At 49.7% G+C, this 15342-nt stretch carries 13 protein-coding genes and 1 pseudogene; 9 read left to right on the top strand and 5 right to left on the bottom strand.

The features are described 5' to 3' along the window. Positions 1 to 86: 86 nt before the first annotated feature. The 3 genes and pseudogenes from SH449x_RS25585 to SH449x_RS25575 form a co-directional block, all read right to left on the bottom strand. Positions 87 to 494: a hypothetical protein gene (locus SH449x_RS25585; protein WP_482378915.1), complete on the bottom strand. Its 408-nt coding sequence runs from the start codon at positions 492 to 494 to the stop codon at positions 87 to 89. Between the two features lie 65 nt (positions 495 to 559). Continuing rightward, positions 560 to 1288, bottom strand: a pseudogene (locus SH449x_RS25580) (RHS repeat domain-containing protein); the annotation flags it as partial. Positions 1289 to 1303: 15 nt separating this feature from the next. Continuing rightward, on the bottom strand, positions 1304 to 1609 hold the full coding sequence (locus SH449x_RS25575) for a hypothetical protein (RefSeq protein WP_482378914.1): 306 nt from the start codon (positions 1607 to 1609) through the stop codon (positions 1304 to 1306). Between the two features lie 400 nt (positions 1610 to 2009). Here SH449x_RS25575 and SH449x_RS25570 point away from each other — a divergent pair, with 400 nt between their 5' ends. From SH449x_RS25570 to SH449x_RS25550, 5 genes are read left to right on the top strand one after another with little or no spacing between them, the layout of a single operon-like run. Next, positions 2010 to 3452 (top strand): SDR family oxidoreductase, encoded by a 1443-nt coding sequence (locus SH449x_RS25570; protein ID WP_482378913.1) that lies wholly within the window; start codon positions 2010 to 2012, stop codon positions 3450 to 3452. A 56-nt stretch (positions 3453 to 3508) separates the two neighbouring features. Continuing rightward, positions 3509 to 5830 (top strand): efflux RND transporter permease subunit, encoded by a 2322-nt coding sequence (locus SH449x_RS25565; protein WP_482378912.1) that lies wholly within the window; start codon positions 3509 to 3511, stop codon positions 5828 to 5830. After that, positions 5820 to 7187 carry a hypothetical protein gene (locus tag SH449x_RS25560; RefSeq protein WP_482378911.1) on the top strand — a complete coding sequence of 456 codons (1368 nt, stop codon included), beginning with the start codon at positions 5820 to 5822 and terminating at the stop codon, positions 7185 to 7187. The genes SH449x_RS25565 and SH449x_RS25560 overlap by 11 nt, the downstream gene beginning before the upstream one ends. Beyond that, the gene (locus SH449x_RS25555) at positions 7181 to 8428 is read left to right on the top strand and encodes a glycosyltransferase family 2 protein (RefSeq protein WP_482378910.1); all 1248 of its coding nucleotides are present in this window, start codon (positions 7181 to 7183) and stop codon (positions 8426 to 8428) included. Before SH449x_RS25560 ends, SH449x_RS25555 begins: the two co-directional genes overlap by 7 nt. Then, on the top strand, positions 8425 to 9723 hold the full coding sequence (locus tag SH449x_RS25550) for a glycosyltransferase family 2 protein (protein WP_482378909.1): 1299 nt from the start codon (positions 8425 to 8427) through the stop codon (positions 9721 to 9723). The genes SH449x_RS25555 and SH449x_RS25550 overlap by 4 nt, the downstream gene beginning before the upstream one ends. Here SH449x_RS25550 and SH449x_RS25545 read toward each other — a convergent pair. Together SH449x_RS25545 and SH449x_RS25540 are read right to left on the bottom strand one after the other, a co-directional pair. Beyond that, complete coding sequence (locus SH449x_RS25545; protein WP_482378908.1) at positions 9716 to 10690, bottom strand: class I SAM-dependent methyltransferase; 975 nt, start codon at positions 10688 to 10690, stop codon at positions 9716 to 9718. The genes SH449x_RS25550 and SH449x_RS25545 overlap by 8 nt on opposite strands. A gap of 67 nt (positions 10691 to 10757) precedes the next feature. Next, positions 10758 to 11438 (bottom strand): hypothetical protein, encoded by a 681-nt coding sequence (locus SH449x_RS25540; protein ID WP_482378907.1) that lies wholly within the window; start codon positions 11436 to 11438, stop codon positions 10758 to 10760. A gap of 228 nt (positions 11439 to 11666) precedes the next feature. Here SH449x_RS25540 and SH449x_RS25535 point away from each other — a divergent pair, with 228 nt between their 5' ends. The 4 genes from SH449x_RS25535 to SH449x_RS25520 all read left to right on the top strand — a co-directional run bounded on the left by SH449x_RS25535 (position 11667) and on the right by SH449x_RS25520 (position 15267). Next, the gene (locus tag SH449x_RS25535) at positions 11667 to 12191 is read left to right on the top strand and encodes a DinB family protein (RefSeq protein WP_482378906.1); all 525 of its coding nucleotides are present in this window, start codon (positions 11667 to 11669) and stop codon (positions 12189 to 12191) included. Then, positions 12188 to 12769 (top strand): glycine-rich domain-containing protein, encoded by a 582-nt coding sequence (locus SH449x_RS25530; RefSeq protein WP_482378905.1) that lies wholly within the window; start codon positions 12188 to 12190, stop codon positions 12767 to 12769. The genes SH449x_RS25535 and SH449x_RS25530 overlap by 4 nt, the downstream gene beginning before the upstream one ends. Before the next feature lie 13 nt (positions 12770 to 12782). Beyond that, positions 12783 to 13721, top strand: a complete 939-nt coding sequence (locus SH449x_RS25525) for a TIGR04222 domain-containing membrane protein (protein ID WP_482378904.1) — start codon at positions 12783 to 12785, stop codon at positions 13719 to 13721. Between the two features lie 148 nt (positions 13722 to 13869). After that, complete coding sequence (locus tag SH449x_RS25520; RefSeq protein WP_482378903.1) at positions 13870 to 15267, top strand: Gfo/Idh/MocA family protein; 1398 nt, start codon at positions 13870 to 13872, stop codon at positions 15265 to 15267. Positions 15268 to 15342 lie beyond the last annotated feature (75 nt).

Below are 15342 nucleotides of genomic sequence, written 5' to 3'. Positions count from 1 at the left end.
ATTTCCTCCGCCCGACCGCAATTGGCGGAGACCTTACTGACTGGTCTTATCTCTTATTCTGTGAACGGTTTTCAGCTTGACCACTGTTATTCGTAAAGAACCATCTTCCTTTTTCTATCGATTCGAAAAGTGTGTGTATCCCCTGGATCAATCGTCCGCCCAAGGAGCAGAAGATTTGCGTCTGCATTAGTTTCTGAATCTAGTGACGCTGAATCAAGCCAGCGATCAACCTCGTTACGATTAAATTCAATCGCTACGCAAGGTTTGAATCTGTCGTGATTGTCTACAACTCGACAATTAATCGCTTTTGCACTACAGTCGGGTTTCTCTAACGTAAAGCATTCCGGAAAATCCTCAATGGAAAACGCAAAATCAAATACCCAAAGAAGACGAGGGATTCGAAGCATCGAGTATTGATAGAAAATTGAATCACCAATTCCTAAAAACAAACTTTCTTGTTCGTCAATCGTGGCAAACACCATCGTTGTACCCATAGGTGCAGAACTGAACACATATCGCAATGCGAATGCAAGAAGCTTCTCCTCCCTTGGATGAAATCCTACCGTGATTCGCATGACGTTACTCCAGAAGGATTGCCCGGAACTACATTTGGCCTCGCTGGGTTTCGCAAACAATTGCAACAAACCGGAATGGATCCCGCGCCCGGTATACATGGTGGAGAAAACGGTCCAAATCCACGCAAAGGGTTAAAGCTCGTAATGCAAGCGATAAATTTAGCCGTACACCCTGCGGAATAAGCTGCTTTGTGAGCCGGTTTGGCGCAGTTGTAGAACGAGTTTTGAGTTGGCGGACGTTGCCCTTGATTGCCACACTTCACTCTGCATAGTTGAAAATCATTCCAAGCGCATGTTTCCAAAACTTGGCCAGTAGGTTTCGCCTGTTCACATTGATGCCACACGTATGCACAATACGATAAACGTGCAACTATCACAGCACCACCAAGAATCCCACCTCCAATTAAGATTCTGGGTAGAACCTGTGTTAGTATTGGTAAAAGATTAGCCGGAATTGTGATAGGCAGCCTGAACGGAAGGCCTGTCGGCAATCGTGGTGGTTCAAACGGGAATGCACCTGGATTAAGGTTTGGCACCAAAACATCATAGAAAACAGCGAGACCTTCAGGGTCTGTCAAATGAAGGTTAATAAATAGTGCGAAGAGATTTAATCCATCCAAATATCCGATCGGATCTCTCCCCAAGAATCTACCTGCCAGCGGACTCATCCATCGGGCTCGGAAGTGATGGAGACCTAAGGTCTCGTCCCATTCTCTGCCGGTATACGTCTACCGATTGCCAACCGCGGAACTCGTAAGTACAGTTCCACTGGCGTTTAGGATCGTAGGTTGACCATACGCCGTGTACGCGTAGCGTTCTGCGACTGCGCCACTTGAGGTGGTCATAGCGGTGATGGAGTACTGTTGGTTGCGATGGTAGCCTAGTGCAACTTCGGTGACGGTCGTAGTTTCTAATGTAGGTACTACGGACGCGGTGAAAGAGGTGGTGAGCGAGTCGATGGAATCCAACGAGGCATCGAATGGCAGCGATGCGGAAGAGGGGGCTTCGGAAGTGATGGTCGGGTGATTCGTCATATCCGAATTGTAAACGGTCAAGGAGGCGGATTGGTAGCTGATTTTTGGGATTTTTTTCGCGTGTAGTGGACGAGGCAACGAGGCCCGACCGCCTGGCACGAATACGGCAGGAGTCCTTTTGGTATAAGAACAGGCGGTCTCCAGTGCAAATGGACTCGTTGCCTCGTCCACTACAAAAAGCCGGGACTCGTTGCCTCGTCCACTACAACAGCCGGGACTCGTTGCCTCGTCCACTACAAGCCCCCTCCCCGAGTGATCGTCCCTCCACTCTGGTCCTCCCGAATTCTTCGGGAGGGTGAAGTTCGATGCCAAATTTTCCATAATTTTAATTGACACAGTATGTGGTCGGGGCATACTGCAACCGGCCATCGAGGCATGCATATCTCCGAGGAGTATTGATTTGAATAGATATTTGTTTCTTACCGGCGCTACAGGTCTGCTTGGGCGTTATTTGCTTTGTGATTTGATGCAGCAGGGACACAGGCTCGCAGTGTTGGTTCGTGGGAGCAAACGCGAAAGTTCGCGTGAACGAATTGAGGTTATAATGCAACACTGGGAGGATAAAATAGGGAAGACGTTGCCTCGACCGGTGGTGATCGAAGGAGACATTTGCCAAGCCAACCTTGGCCTCACAGAGGTCGATATTCGGTGGTTGGCTCGAAATTGCGAAGCAGTACTACATAGTGCTGCGTCGCTTCAATTCTTGTCGGACGGCTCTGGAGAACCACACAGGTCCAATTTGGGTGGTACGGAGAACATGCTCACTCTATGTGAGGCGGCCAATCTTCGAGAGTTACATTATGTTTCCACAGCCTACGTTTGCGGACTAAGGCAAGGAACGATCATGGAGTCTGAGCTTGCGTGCAATCAAGCGTTTCGCAATGACTATGAGGAGAGTAAGTTCCAAGCGGAAACTTTAGTTCGAAAAAATCGTCAAATTCAAAATCTTACTGTGTATCGCCCCGCAGTGATCGCTGGTGACTCTGAGACGGGTTACACGAATACCTATCACGGGATTTATCTATACCTCCGTTTAATGGCTCTATTGGTCCCTCGCCAACCCTTGGGACCAGACGGCAAACGTGTCACTCGTTTGCGTCTACCTATGACAGGTGATGAACGACGTAATGTGATTCCTGTTGACTGGGTGTCGAAAGTTATCGCAAAGCTCTACAGTTCTCCGGAAGCACATGGGCGAACCTTTCATCTGGCTCCAGAGACTTGTCTTACCCCCAAACTCCTGATTGATGCGGGCTACAGTTATTTCGGCTCAACTGGGGTTGAATACGTAGGAGAGCAGAAACCGGATCCCTCAACCTACAGCGATTTCGAAGCTGAGATACTGCCCGCCTTTACCATGTATTCCAACTACGAGAGAACGGATCCTACCTTTGACTGCATGAACACAAAAACCTATGCTCCCGAACTGCCGTGTCCGATTATCGATGAATCGATGATTCACACTTACATGCGATATGGCGAGGAAGATCGTTGGGGAAAAAGACGGGTTAAAAAGGGGACGGTAAAGCTCGATGCAAAAAAATTCTTTGAAAACTACCGGATGGTCTCCTCCGATCCACCTTGCTCTTCCAAAATCGCTTTTGATATCCTCGGTCCAGGGGGTGGGCAATGGACATTCCATCGACAATCCGATCAGTCGTTAGCTATCGAACCTGGCATTAAGGCGGATGACAGCATGACGGTGCGGGTTTCGATCGAAGAGTTTGAAAAAATGATATCCTCTGCACCACGGAAAGAGGGGCAAAATGCTCACCCGGACTTTTTGGATCACTTCTTTCCTAGCAATATGCCCAAAATACGGCGAGAAAACGCACCGAATTAAACAAGCCAAGCCATTGCCCCTCGTGATTTTCATCTCTTAAGGTCAAAGTCTCGAAAATGGCAATCAATAGGCACGACGAAACCAACAAGGCGTGGCCGCCTCGCTGGCTCCCTGTATTGGCGATAATTCTCGTTGCTTGCGTGTGGCCAGTCGCTGGTTGGTTTGCACAACAAGCGATCCAGAAGAGTCAGAATCGAATTGAGGACTGGCTACCCGCGAGCTTTGCCGAAACCCAAAGTCTTTATCGATTTGTGGAACGATTCGGTAGCGATGAATTTCTGATGATCAGCTGGGAGGGCTGCACATTTTCGGATGCCCGTGCCGCAGCACTCGCGACCCGCTTAACTTCACCTGCGGATGATGGTGTCGTTTACTTTCAAAGAGCGACAACTGCGGACGATGCGTTGGAGTCACTCAAGGATTTGACTTCGGCGAGGGCCAAGGCAGGGATGCAGGGTATTTTCATCGGCGCAGATGGCAAACAGACATGCATCATTGCGTTAATCTCCGATGCTGGAATGCAAGATCGTCGATCTGCTGTCGAGTGGGCATGGCAAGCATCGACCTCGGTGACGGGGTTGCCACGTGATGAAATTCATATCGCAGGGACAACGGCAGATTCTGTTGCTGTTGACGAAGCAGCTGGCGAAAATCTCCTGTTACTTAATGCCGTATCCTATATAGTATGCCTCGCCATTCTCGTTGTATCGCTCAAACAGTTTTTGCTCGTCGCAACACTGTTCCTTTGTGCCGTCTTTAGTCAGCATGTGGCTTTGGCCTGCATCTACTTGAGTAACGGTTACATCGATTCAGTGCAACTGCTTGTTGCGAACCTCTGCTTCGTTTTGACGATTTCAGCAGGTCTTCATTATCTTGGTTACTTCAGGGAAGCTCAAAAAGTCAGCCGTAGTAAACCAGCACTCATTGCATTGAGAGTTGCTTGGACACCGTCACTGCTCGCAGCATTGACAACAGCCCTCGGCTTTCTCTCTCTTTGCTCAAGTGAACTGATTCCTATTCGATCGTTCGGATTCTACTCTGCCATTTTGGTTCCGATCAATGCTTTGACCGTACTAGCGATTCTTTCCATTCACGGGAAATGGACTAGCTCTCGGCGATGGTATGGGAGGTTAATTCCTGAATCTCAAGGAATTGTAGATAAAACAAAAACTGACCAGTCATTCGCACTGTACATCATCCGAATAGTGCGTCGCGCACCTCGAACGATTATCGTCGTCTGGCTAATAACTCTGATTGGATTCTCATTCGGTGTTACGAAGCTCAAGACAAGCGTTGGAACGCACAAGCTTCTCTCGACACAGTCGAAACTTGTACAAGATTATGAATGGCTGGAAAGTCGTATCGGTCCATTAGTGCCGGTTGAGTTTGTACTGAAGTACGATGGGAATTCGAGCTTACTAAACACCGATTACACGACCAGGCTGCTAGCTTTGGAAAAACTGCGAGATCGGGTTATTGCCATCCCAGAGATCGAAAGTACCCTTTCAGTGCTTAACTTCGTCCCGTCGATTCCCACGGAACGAGGAGCCAAGTATGCAGCGAGACGCGGGCTAATTGGCAAACGAATTAGTGATGCTACAGGGCGATTTCAGGATTCGAGATATCTTTATGAAGATGAGGTAGAACAAAGCTGGCGGATTAGCGGACGCGTTGCGGGCTCCAAATCCGTTGAGTATTCCGAACTTCTAGATCGATTACAACATGAGATCGATCAGTTTCTCGCGGAGGATCAATCCGGAGCCGTAACCGTGGAGGTTGGAGGTGGTGTTCCCTTCATTTACAGAACGCAGCGGCAACTGTTGCTCGATCTCTTGAACAGCTTTACTTTCGCATTTATTTCTATTGCTGTCGCGATGGCTGTACTTTTCAAAAGCTTCTCTGGTGGTCTATTGACCATGATTCCTAACGTCACTCCTGCTTTAATGGTATTTGGTCTGATGGGATGGTATGGATTGGAGGTGGAACTCGGAACGGTCCTCACGGCCAGTGTGATGATGGGTGTTTGTGTTGATGATACTTTGCATTTCATAACCCATTTTCGCGAATCAAGAAAACAAGGCCTATCCCCATCGCATGCAGTCGATGAAGCGATTCGGTGCTGTGGGGGGGCGATCGTACAAACCGCACTGGTGTGCGGTCTAGGGATGCTTGTGTTTTCGTGGAGTTCTTTTGTGCCGGTGGCTCGGTTCGCTTGGTTGACCTTTGCATTACTGTTCGTAGGCTTGCTCAGCGATCTCATCCTCACTCCCGCTATTCTTCTATCACCGCTACACCATTTATTCTATTGGGAAAGACGTAAAGATCTTGGGCCGGTCACCAATCAGTCTCCGTCCGGACAGAGCGGCCATGAACCGTAAAATCCCCTTTACTCCCTTTGAAGAACTAATGGTGGCCCAGGATTCTCGGGAATATCCATGTGACATTTGGGTCAAGCTGACTCTAATAGGATCTTTGAATCGAAACATTTTCGAACGCTCTGTATTCCGCTGGTTGAAGCTTCATCCCCTGCTCTCATCAAAGGTCACAAGACAACGAAATGGACATCAATGGCATATCCATGAGTCCGTGGCTTCGGTTCATTGGATAACCGAATCCGCGTTAACCTCGTCGGGCTGGCCTGAGCCAAAAACGCTATCGCTGGAGACGGGTAAAGCGCTTCACTTGTTTGTGGTGGAAACGGAGTCAATCGAGGGCAAGGCGAGTTCGACTCTATTTATCCAGTACCATCACGCTCAAGCTGACGGACTGGGCATAATCCGAGCCATCCATGAACTGCTTCTCATTTATGATGCGGAATTTCGTGGGGCTTTGCACAACCCTCCCGAGCGATCTATAGAGGACTTGTTTCTAAGGAATCGGTTTGGTTTGAGTTGGGGTAAAATCATTCGGATTCTCCCTCAACAAGCTATAGGCCTCGCGGGTGTTCGCCAATTTCTACTGCGGCATCCTGTTCCCATTGTGCCGCACGAAAGAGGCTCAGAGAAACCGGAACAAGTTGCGACCGAAAGTATTTCTCTTTCCGAAAGCGATATTCAGAGACTAAAACGTCATGCAACATGGAAACGGGTTTCCATGAACGAGTGCCTTGCCACCGGATTATTTAGAGGTATCGCCGCTTTTCGCGGTTCACGGGAATTACAATTGGACAACGATTGGATACGCGCGATGATCCCGGTCAACATGAGGACCGCTCACGAGATGAAAACACTTTCCGCCTGCAATGTCGTAAGTGCGGTGTTTCTTGATCGAACTCCTGTTCAGATTAGGGATCCGGATTCGTTGCTACAAGGGATTCATGCAGAGATGAATTTGATCAAAGAGAACAAACTGGCATTGCTGTTTATCTTCTCGATTTGGCTTCGAAAGATTCTTTCGTGGGGGCGACACGCCTCGAAGAGAGTTAGACGCTGTGAAACGAGTTTTGTTTTTTCAAATCTCGGAAAGGTGTTTGCAAAGTCCCCTTTGTATTCAGCAAAAAATCACAATTCTGCTTTAATGTCAGGCGATATCATTGTCAAGGATTTCGAAATCTTAGCGCCGCTCAATCCGTATATGGTTGCTGCCTTTACATTCGTGCAATTTGGAGAAAGAGGTCGCCTGACTCTCAGGTACGACGATCGCATCCTTGACCGATCGGAAGCGCAAGACCTAATGCAACACGTGCAACGGGACCTTTTTCGGCAGATAAATGATCAAGAGGCAACTGAGTGTTAACAGTTCTTGTCGGTGCCGTTGTAATCTCAGCTTTCGTCCAGGGAATTCTTGTCCTCGGATTTGTACGAAAATTGTGGGGTTGGCGACGCAAACTACTAGAGGATAGAGAATGCCCTCCGGCGACCGTTATTTTGTGCCTGCGGGGTGGAGATCCCTTTTTGGAGCGTTGTATTGAAGGCATCAAGAATCTAGAGTATCCAGACTATGATGTTTTGTTCGTTGTGGATCATGAAAACGACCCCAGCGTTTCCGTCCTCAATCCTTACATTGAGAACGGATGGGAAAATGCAAGAGTCCTTTATTTGAAGGATCGGATACAAACCTGCAGTCTAAAGTGTTCCAGTCTTCTGACGGCTATCAAGTGCCTGCGGTCTGAGACACAGTTTATCGCCTTGATCGACGCGGATACCGTCCCGCACAAATCGTGGTTACGAGAGTTGGCGACCGGGATCCAATCACCAGCCGTGGGAGCAGCAACCGGGAATCGATGGTATATGCCTGAGAAGGAAACCAATGGCGCATGGATTCGTTACGTTTGGAACGCTGCCGCAGTCGTGCAGATGGCGTGGTACCGTATTGCTTGGGGAGGAACTCTAGCGATCAAAACGGAGGCAATTGAACGAGCAGGTTTACTCGAAAAATGGTCTCGGTCCTTGTGCGAGGACACAATGCTAAAGAGACAACTGGGCAAGGTAGGATTGCGAGTGGAATTTATACCTAGCTTGATGATGATAAATCGAGAGAACTGCGGCGTTTCGAGCTTCTATTCCTGGGTTAAACGTCAATTGCTCACCGCTAGGTTGTATCATCCGATGTGGTGGGCGGTTGTCGGGCACGGGATCTCTTCGGCTGCCCTACTGATTTTGTGCTGGGGCTATGTCGCTTGGAGTGCTTGGACAGGAGTTTGGAGCCATAGTGTCTGGTTGACTGCCCTCCTGCTATTATTCCATCTGTATTTGTGTGCTCTGATACCATGGATGGAACGCCCTGTTTCAGCCATGGCGCGTGCACGTGGCGAGGCTCATCAATGGGAGGGGCAAGGAAATTTTTTGCGTTTGTGTTGGTCGGTCTGGTTGACACAATGGGTCTATACGCTCGCTTTGCTCCAGTGTCTTGTAATGCGCAAAGTGGAATGGCGAGGAATCGAGTACCAAGTTCTTGGTCCCTTCGATATTGAGCAGCAAAGCTATCTCCCCTTCGAATCCTCCCCGCCCGCCTCGAGTCATGGGAACTCATTGTGATCGAATTGAATCTATTGAACGTTTCCTGGCTCGTGTTTGGTCTGGTTACCTTTGTAGGATCCTTGCAGTTATTCTTTGCGTTCCTCTATTTTTTGGTGTTGCGATTTCGCAAATCAGTTTTTCCGAAACGAGAAACAGGCAGGGATGAAGATTCGCTTACCGCAGATCCTAAGGTCGCGGTTGTCCTTTCCTTGCGTGGTTCTGATCCTGATTTGCGTCATAATTTGAAAAACCTTCTTTGCCAAGATTACTCGAACTACCATATTTTTGTTGTTGTCGACCACCCCGACGATTCAGCTTGGCAAGATGTTCACCGCTGGATTGCAGAGGCTCCTGACCGAATTACGGCTTGGTCATTGGAGAATCGACAGACAACATGTAGCCTTAAGTCTTCCGCGATTGCTGAAGCCTTGGAGAAATTCGGATCGGCCTATGATGTATGGGCATTCATTGATGGAGATGCTCATCCCCATTCAAAATGGATTTCAGATTTGACGAAACCGCTCGCAGATCCAAACGTTGGGGTATCGGCTGGCAATCGTTGGTTCGTACCAGTTAGTTTGAAACCAGGAACGATGGCTCGCTATTTTTGGAACATCGGAGCAGTTGTGCAAGTTTGGTGGAATGGATTGACCTGGGGAGGGAGCATGGCTCTCCGATGGAACACTATCGAACAGGTCCAACTGATCGATTCGCTCAGAGTATCTTTCGTCGATGATGGGGCGGTCATTCAGCAGATACAAAAGTTTGGCTATCGTGCTCATTTCGAGCCGACAGTCATTATGCCAAATCGAGAGAGCATGCGTGTTGGGCAATTCATTCCATGGGCGACCCGACAATTGGTTGCGGCACGTTCTTCGGGAGCGGGCTGGGCGGTAGTGCTTTTCCATGCGTCTTTGATTTGTGGTAGCGTTTGTTTGCCAGTATTCTTGCTGTGCGTATCAGTGATTTCCCGCAACCTTCAAGCAGTTCAAGTAAATCTCATTTCCATTGCAACTCACTGGAGCCTTGCACTGCTCGCATCATGGCTAGTGGAGATGGGGATGAGATATCGATTGAGAATTAATGGACACGAACCGATCCGAATGAATTTTGCATTTCTGATCCGGTGTCTCCCAGGGATCGTTGGTTCGCATTTTTTATATTGGGTCTGTTTGGTTCGAGCGCATTTTTGCAGTCGCATATCTTGGCGTGGAATTGAGTATGACATCGAACGGTCCGGTGCAGTTCGAATGCGAGAGTATCGGACGTTCAGAAACCCAGCTTCAATGACTGAAGGGGAAAGCATTATTTGAGAAACGGTTGCTCTTGTTGGGCCGATTCTAAATCTCTCATTTCCTCCCAGGATTCTCGTCCTAAGGCATTGAGGAAATTCGCAAAAGCGGTATGTGGCCATGACCAGTATCTTGCTGCGGCTAATAGCGCTCCGCCGAGATGGATCGCCGATTTGTTCCGGACCTTAGGAAGTTCCGACTTTTCACGCACATTTGCCACCCCTACCTTTTCTAGCACTATTGGATTCCAGAAAAAGGCACCGTCGATCGGCACTAACCCCAGTGGGTAAAAAAGCTGCCGCAAGTCTCCACTGTAGCGACGATTGGATGCTAAATGGGTCGGCACATTGGGAGATAGGTACCAAAATGGGGCATGCAAGATCAGCTTGCCATTGGGGCGTAACGTGTTACTTAATAGCCGAACCACCTCTGCTGGCTCGGGGACATGTTCCAACACATCTAGGCACACCACGACGTCGTAGATGGCTGGTTCAAGCTGTTCAATCGACGAAAGCATTTGAACTGGGGCTCGATAGTCATCGAACATCCTTTTTGCGAATTGCGATGACTTCTTTGATACCTCGAAATAATCGACTTGGTGCCCTGCGCGTGCGAGATAGAAGCTATCAAACCCTTGTCCATCACCGAAAACCACGATTCGAGCAGGCGAAGTAAACTGCGTAGCCAAGAACTCAGCAATCCATAGTCGCATCTTCTTTTTGGTAGCAGTACGGTTCCAGCAAATGGATTCGAATAGAAATGCGTCTGTGTTCTCGTAAAAATCCGACAGATTATCGCTCCAGACATAGGCTGGTATGTTGAGACGCCGCAGTTCTTCCGAGACCAAGAAGCCCGAACGACCAAATTCCATCCGTAATTTACGTAACGCCTCGACTGGTGTCAGTCCTGTAGTGTCAACAACATACTGAAGCAGTTTTGGCGCGTCATTTAACAAATCGATGTCGGGATCGGGAACAGAAATCGTCATGTCGAGCTAACGCATGAATGTTCGTCGAATGGCGTCAGCCAAAAAATTACCCAAGTTTCTGGAAGAACTACTTTCCGAAACTGAAGCCCTTGGATCCCGTGGTCATTCTGGCGCTCGAGGCACGTGCGGTTCGAGCCGAGCTTACGGCAGTTTTGTGATAGTTCTGAGGGCTCATCGGAGCTTTTGTTACGGAAGGAGGAGCCCCGCCGTAGAAACTATTCTGACGTCCCAGCATCGAACCCAGCATATATCCCATTAGAAATCCTCCGGGACGGAAGCCGTAGGGGCGATGATGTCCATTGTTGTCGGAAGCGATCAAGCGGCTATTCTCAACGTCGATGGTTACCTTGAACTCAGTGCTCTCGCCAGCCTCTTGGATGTTGTTACCGTTTGGATCTAAGAAGCCGACGATTTCTCCTCCAGCCGCCATGGAAACGCCGACCTGGCTTTCCATGACTTTCAGCTCATTCATCTTGGCGGCAAGCTTGGTGAGAAATTCCTTCTCCTTTTCGGAATCTTGAGAAGCCGGATCGATCGCCGCGAGGATAATTTCCTGAGAATCCACCTCCGCAGAAGCTTCTATTGTTGCCGTTTCCGACGATCGCCCGCCGTCCGATTCCTCGAGCACTGCGGCAACCGCTTCCAGTACCTTGTTCAAATCCACCACGTCAACTTGGTCGTTCATACAACCAGTGAACGAAACCAACGAGCAAAAAACAACGCAGATCGTCCCAAAGACTTTTCTCATTTTTAAAACCTCGCCGTGATCGGAAGAACAGAACTATATAAGTGTATCAAATCCGCTTATTCGCGTAAAGCAACTTTGTAATCTGGCGAAACGTCGCAGAAACTACCGGTTCCGTCCCGTAGCATCCCGGTTTGCGCACCTATCTGATGTAGGTATTCTATGCATTCCGGCATTCCAATAGCCGTTTTGGTAGGATTTTGTGTATGCACTACGAAAGCTGATCCTGAGATGTCCCTTATTTCCCTTGATCCCCCAGCAGCTGATGAGGCCTATGAGTTTTACTGGACCTATATTCGGCTTGTGCCGCCAGGCAACCTTTTCGAGTTAGCGGAGGTGCAGAATCAGGAAGTCAGAGATTTCTTTCGTCAAGTTACCGACCAGCAGGCGTCCAAGGTTCATTCCCCCTACAAGTGGACAATCAAACAAGTAGTCGGGCACATGATCGACACCGAACGGATATTTGCGGATCGGCTACATCGATTCGCGTGTGGCGAACACCAATCCCTTCCCGGCATGGACCAAGAACCGTATGTGGCAAACTGCGATTATACTACGCCGACCATCGCATCGCTCGTGGACGAATTGTGTTGCCTGCGAAGTGCGAATGTGGGGCTGATGCGTCGACTCAAGGAATCACAATGGGACCTGCGCGGTGTCGCATCAGGTCATCCGGTCACGGTACGCGCCCTAGGATTTATGCTCGTTGGACACGTGACCTACCATATGCAAATCATCAAAAAGCGACTCGCGTGAACAAGGCCTGGAACGCATCGGAAAAGGAGGTGATCTGGCGCAAACTGTCAGAACTGGATATCACGCCTCACCATTACTCACTGACTTTTGAGGCGAGGTTGGCTCGCGAGCAAGCCTGGAGTTTGGATAAGGCTCTAGCGGTTGTTGAAGAATACCGCCGATTCCTATTCCTGCTTTTGACCTGCCAACATCCGGTGACGCCTTCAGAAGCTGTCGATGCGGCGTGGCACCTGCATTTACTGTATACTAGGAACTACTACGAGGAATTGTGTCAGGGAATTGCTGGTTTCATTATCCATCATCAACCAACAGCGGGTGGCGAAGAAGAAGGGGACAAATTTCGAATTTGGTACCAAAAGACCTTAGACTCTTATTGCGAGTCGTTCGGGACTCCGCCTCCGGATATTTGGCCCGATGTGGATGCTCGCTTCGCGCATGCAGGGGCAGGGCAGTGGTACAACCCCATGACTCATGTGCTTGTGCCTCGCATCAGCTACTGGTTGAAAGACTGGTTCAAGTCCAAGGTTCCCTTCAAACGCAAAAGCCGTAAAGACAAAAACAACAAAGGCAATACATAAAGGATAGCAGCATATGACAAATCCTCTGAACATGGACGGGCCTGATTTTCTCAAGCTGTTTTCTTTGTTGATCGCGATCGCTTCGGTGCTAGCCATTGTTTACCGCATGCTGACCAGTTCTTGGAATCGTGACGATCAGCAGTCTGATGTTGCCCAGCTAGATCCGTGGCAATTGGCCTATCTTCGCGAAGGGCCTCTAGCCGTAGCCCAAACCGCGATTGTCGACTTGTCCGCCAAGAAGCTTATCCAAGCTGCACCGAGTCGTAAGAAATTTGTAGCAGTCGGTGGCAACGAACGAATTCGTTTAGCTCCCGTCTCCAGGGCCATACTTCGTGCAGCCCAGATGGGTGAAGGTGTAAAGCCATCGCAGATTCTGAATGTGATCCAGTACGAATGCAAAAAGATCAAGGAAGAGTTGATTGATATGGGGGTGCTCCGCTCGGCTAGTCAGAGACTTGGAGCGGTATGGCCAGGCATAGTTGCGTTTGGTGGTGTAATCATCCTGGGCATTTCCAAGTTGGTTGTCGGAATCCTTCGTGGCAAACCTGTCGGTTATCTTCTGTTGCTCCTAATCCTCTCGATTGTTTTAGCGATCGTCTTGAACTATACCTCTCGAATGACCAAGCGGGGAGTACTGGCGATGGAGAAAGGAGTCCGAAGTGGAGGGCAAGAGCGACCATCAGAAATGGAAAGATCGCCTTCCGGTACGGCCAATTCGGACTTTGCGTTGATGGCACTGCATCCTATCGCCATTGGTTTTGCAGCAGGTGGTTTTAACAGCATTTCCGGAAACGAATTTGTCGATCTCACTACGTTGAAAATGACGCGTGACCTCAGGTCGTCGGCTTCCGGCGCGGACGGGGCTATGACGGGAGGAGGCTGCGGTGGTGGAGATGGTGGCGGAGGTGGTGGAGGCTGTGGAGGGGGTGGCTGTGGAGGTTGTGGGAGCTAACTTTTTCTTAAGATTTCGGATGATTTAGTAGGCTGAGTGAAAGTTTATTTAACTACCGGGAATCGATTCGACTCCACTGGCTCAGCAAATGGATTATAATCGCAGATGACCTTCCTTCCCCTCCCTATTCCACGACTGGAGTTAGACGATGACCAAGCCTGCACCGAGACCTGCCCCTGCTGAACCAACTGATCGCCGCAATTTCTTGAAAACATCCACGGTAGCCGCAGCAGCGGCAGGAACCGCAACCGCTAACTTTTCCCGCATGGTGCACGCTGGTGAAGACAACACGATCCGAGTTGCGTTGATCGGCTGTGGTGGCCGTGGATCGGGGGCTGCTGCAAATGCCCTCAGCGTAGAGAATGGCCCCATCGAATTGGTGGCCATGGCCGATGTTTTTGACTACAAGCTCAAGAATGCCTTCGACGGTTTGAATCAACAATTCAAGGACAAGATGAACGTCCCCGACGAACGTAAATTTGTCGACTTCGACGGCTACAAGAAGGCGATTGATTGTTTGCGACCAGGTGACATTGCTGTCATGGCGACCCCTCCCGCATTTCGTACCATGATGTTCGAATACGCGATTGAAAAAGGGGTCAACGTCTTTATGGAAAAGCCTGTCACCGTCGACGGCCCCACCAGCGTCAGAATGCTTGAGCTGGCAAAGAAGTCAGTCGAGAAGAATCTCAAAGTCGGCGTTGGTCTTATGTGTCGCCACTGCGATGCTCGCCATGAGCTTTATCGACGTATCAAGGACGGCATGATTGGCGATATCACCTTTATGCGAGCTTATCGAAACGCAGGCCCTACAGGCTCAGCGGCTACAGGTCCCAAGCCAGAAGGGATGAGCGAGTTGATGTACCAGATCAATCGATTCCACGGTTTCCTTTGGGCCAGCGGCGGTGCCGTCAGCGACTTCCTCATTCACAACATCGACGAGTGCTGCTGGATGAAGGATGCTTGGCCGGTGAAGGCACAGGCCAACGGTGGGCGTCACTATCGCGGTGACAGCGTTGACCAGAACTTTGACTCTTACTCGATGGAGTACACCTTTGCCGACGGCACAAAGTTGTTTGTAAGCGGACGAACGATTCCTGGCTGCAAGAATGACTTTGCCAGCTTCGCGCACGGTACCAAGGGGCTAGGCGTCATTTCGACTGCCGCACACACCCCTGCTCGCTGCCGAATCTACAGCGACCATACCATGTCAAAACAGTCGCTCGCTTGGCAATATCCAACCCCTGAAGAGCCAAACCCATACCAACTCGAATGGAACCATCTCATTGCGGCAATTCGAGACGATGAGCCTTACAACGAGGTCGAGCGAGGCGTTCAGGCCTCGGTCGTAACCAGCATGGGACGTATGGCAGCTCACACTGGCGTGGAGATTACCTATGAGGACATGCTCAATTGCCCGCACGAATTTGCACCGGGGATTGAGAATCTGACCTTTGACTCACCTGCTCCGCTACAGCGGCTCGCTAATGGACTCTATCCGGTACCACAGCCTGGTATTGTTACTGACCAGGAATACATGGGCTAAGGGCTCGCAAATCGTTGAGTAGTGGACGAGGCAACGAGTCCCGATGACACGGGGCGTATCCGGGATGCTGGGTCT

Source organism: Brakhagea baltica (genome assembly GCF_052161605.1).
Taxonomy (GTDB): domain Bacteria; phylum Planctomycetota; class Planctomycetia; order Pirellulales; family Pirellulaceae; genus JBKCUI01.
The sequence above is the reverse complement of the archived record's forward strand: the minus strand, read 5'-3'. Positions and strand labels throughout refer to the sequence as shown.

What these genes read in the sequence shown, in the direction of transcription:
- SH449x_RS25585 (WP_482378915.1), bottom strand. Translation starts at nt 494, where the DNA reads ATGGGTACAACGATGGTGTTTGCCACGATTGACGAACAAGAAAGTTTG.
- SH449x_RS25575 (WP_482378914.1), bottom strand. Translation starts at nt 1,609, where the DNA reads ATGACGAATCACCCGACCATCACTTCCGAAGCCCCCTCTTCCGCATCG.
- SH449x_RS25565 (WP_482378912.1), top strand. Translation starts at nt 3,509, where the DNA reads ATGGCAATCAATAGGCACGACGAAACCAACAAGGCGTGGCCGCCTCGC.
- SH449x_RS25560 (WP_482378911.1), top strand. Translation starts at nt 5,820, where the DNA reads ATGAACCGTAAAATCCCCTTTACTCCCTTTGAAGAACTAATGGTGGCC.
- SH449x_RS25545 (WP_482378908.1), bottom strand. Translation starts at nt 10,690, where the DNA reads ATGACGATTTCTGTTCCCGATCCCGACATCGATTTGTTAAATGACGCG.
- SH449x_RS25540 (WP_482378907.1), bottom strand. Translation starts at nt 11,438, where the DNA reads ATGAGAAAAGTCTTTGGGACGATCTGCGTTGTTTTTTGCTCGTTGGTT.
- SH449x_RS25535 (WP_482378906.1), top strand. Translation starts at nt 11,667, where the DNA reads ATGTCCCTTATTTCCCTTGATCCCCCAGCAGCTGATGAGGCCTATGAG.
- SH449x_RS25525 (WP_482378904.1), top strand. Translation starts at nt 12,783, where the DNA reads ATGACAAATCCTCTGAACATGGACGGGCCTGATTTTCTCAAGCTGTTT.
- SH449x_RS25520 (WP_482378903.1), top strand. Translation starts at nt 13,870, where the DNA reads ATGACCAAGCCTGCACCGAGACCTGCCCCTGCTGAACCAACTGATCGC.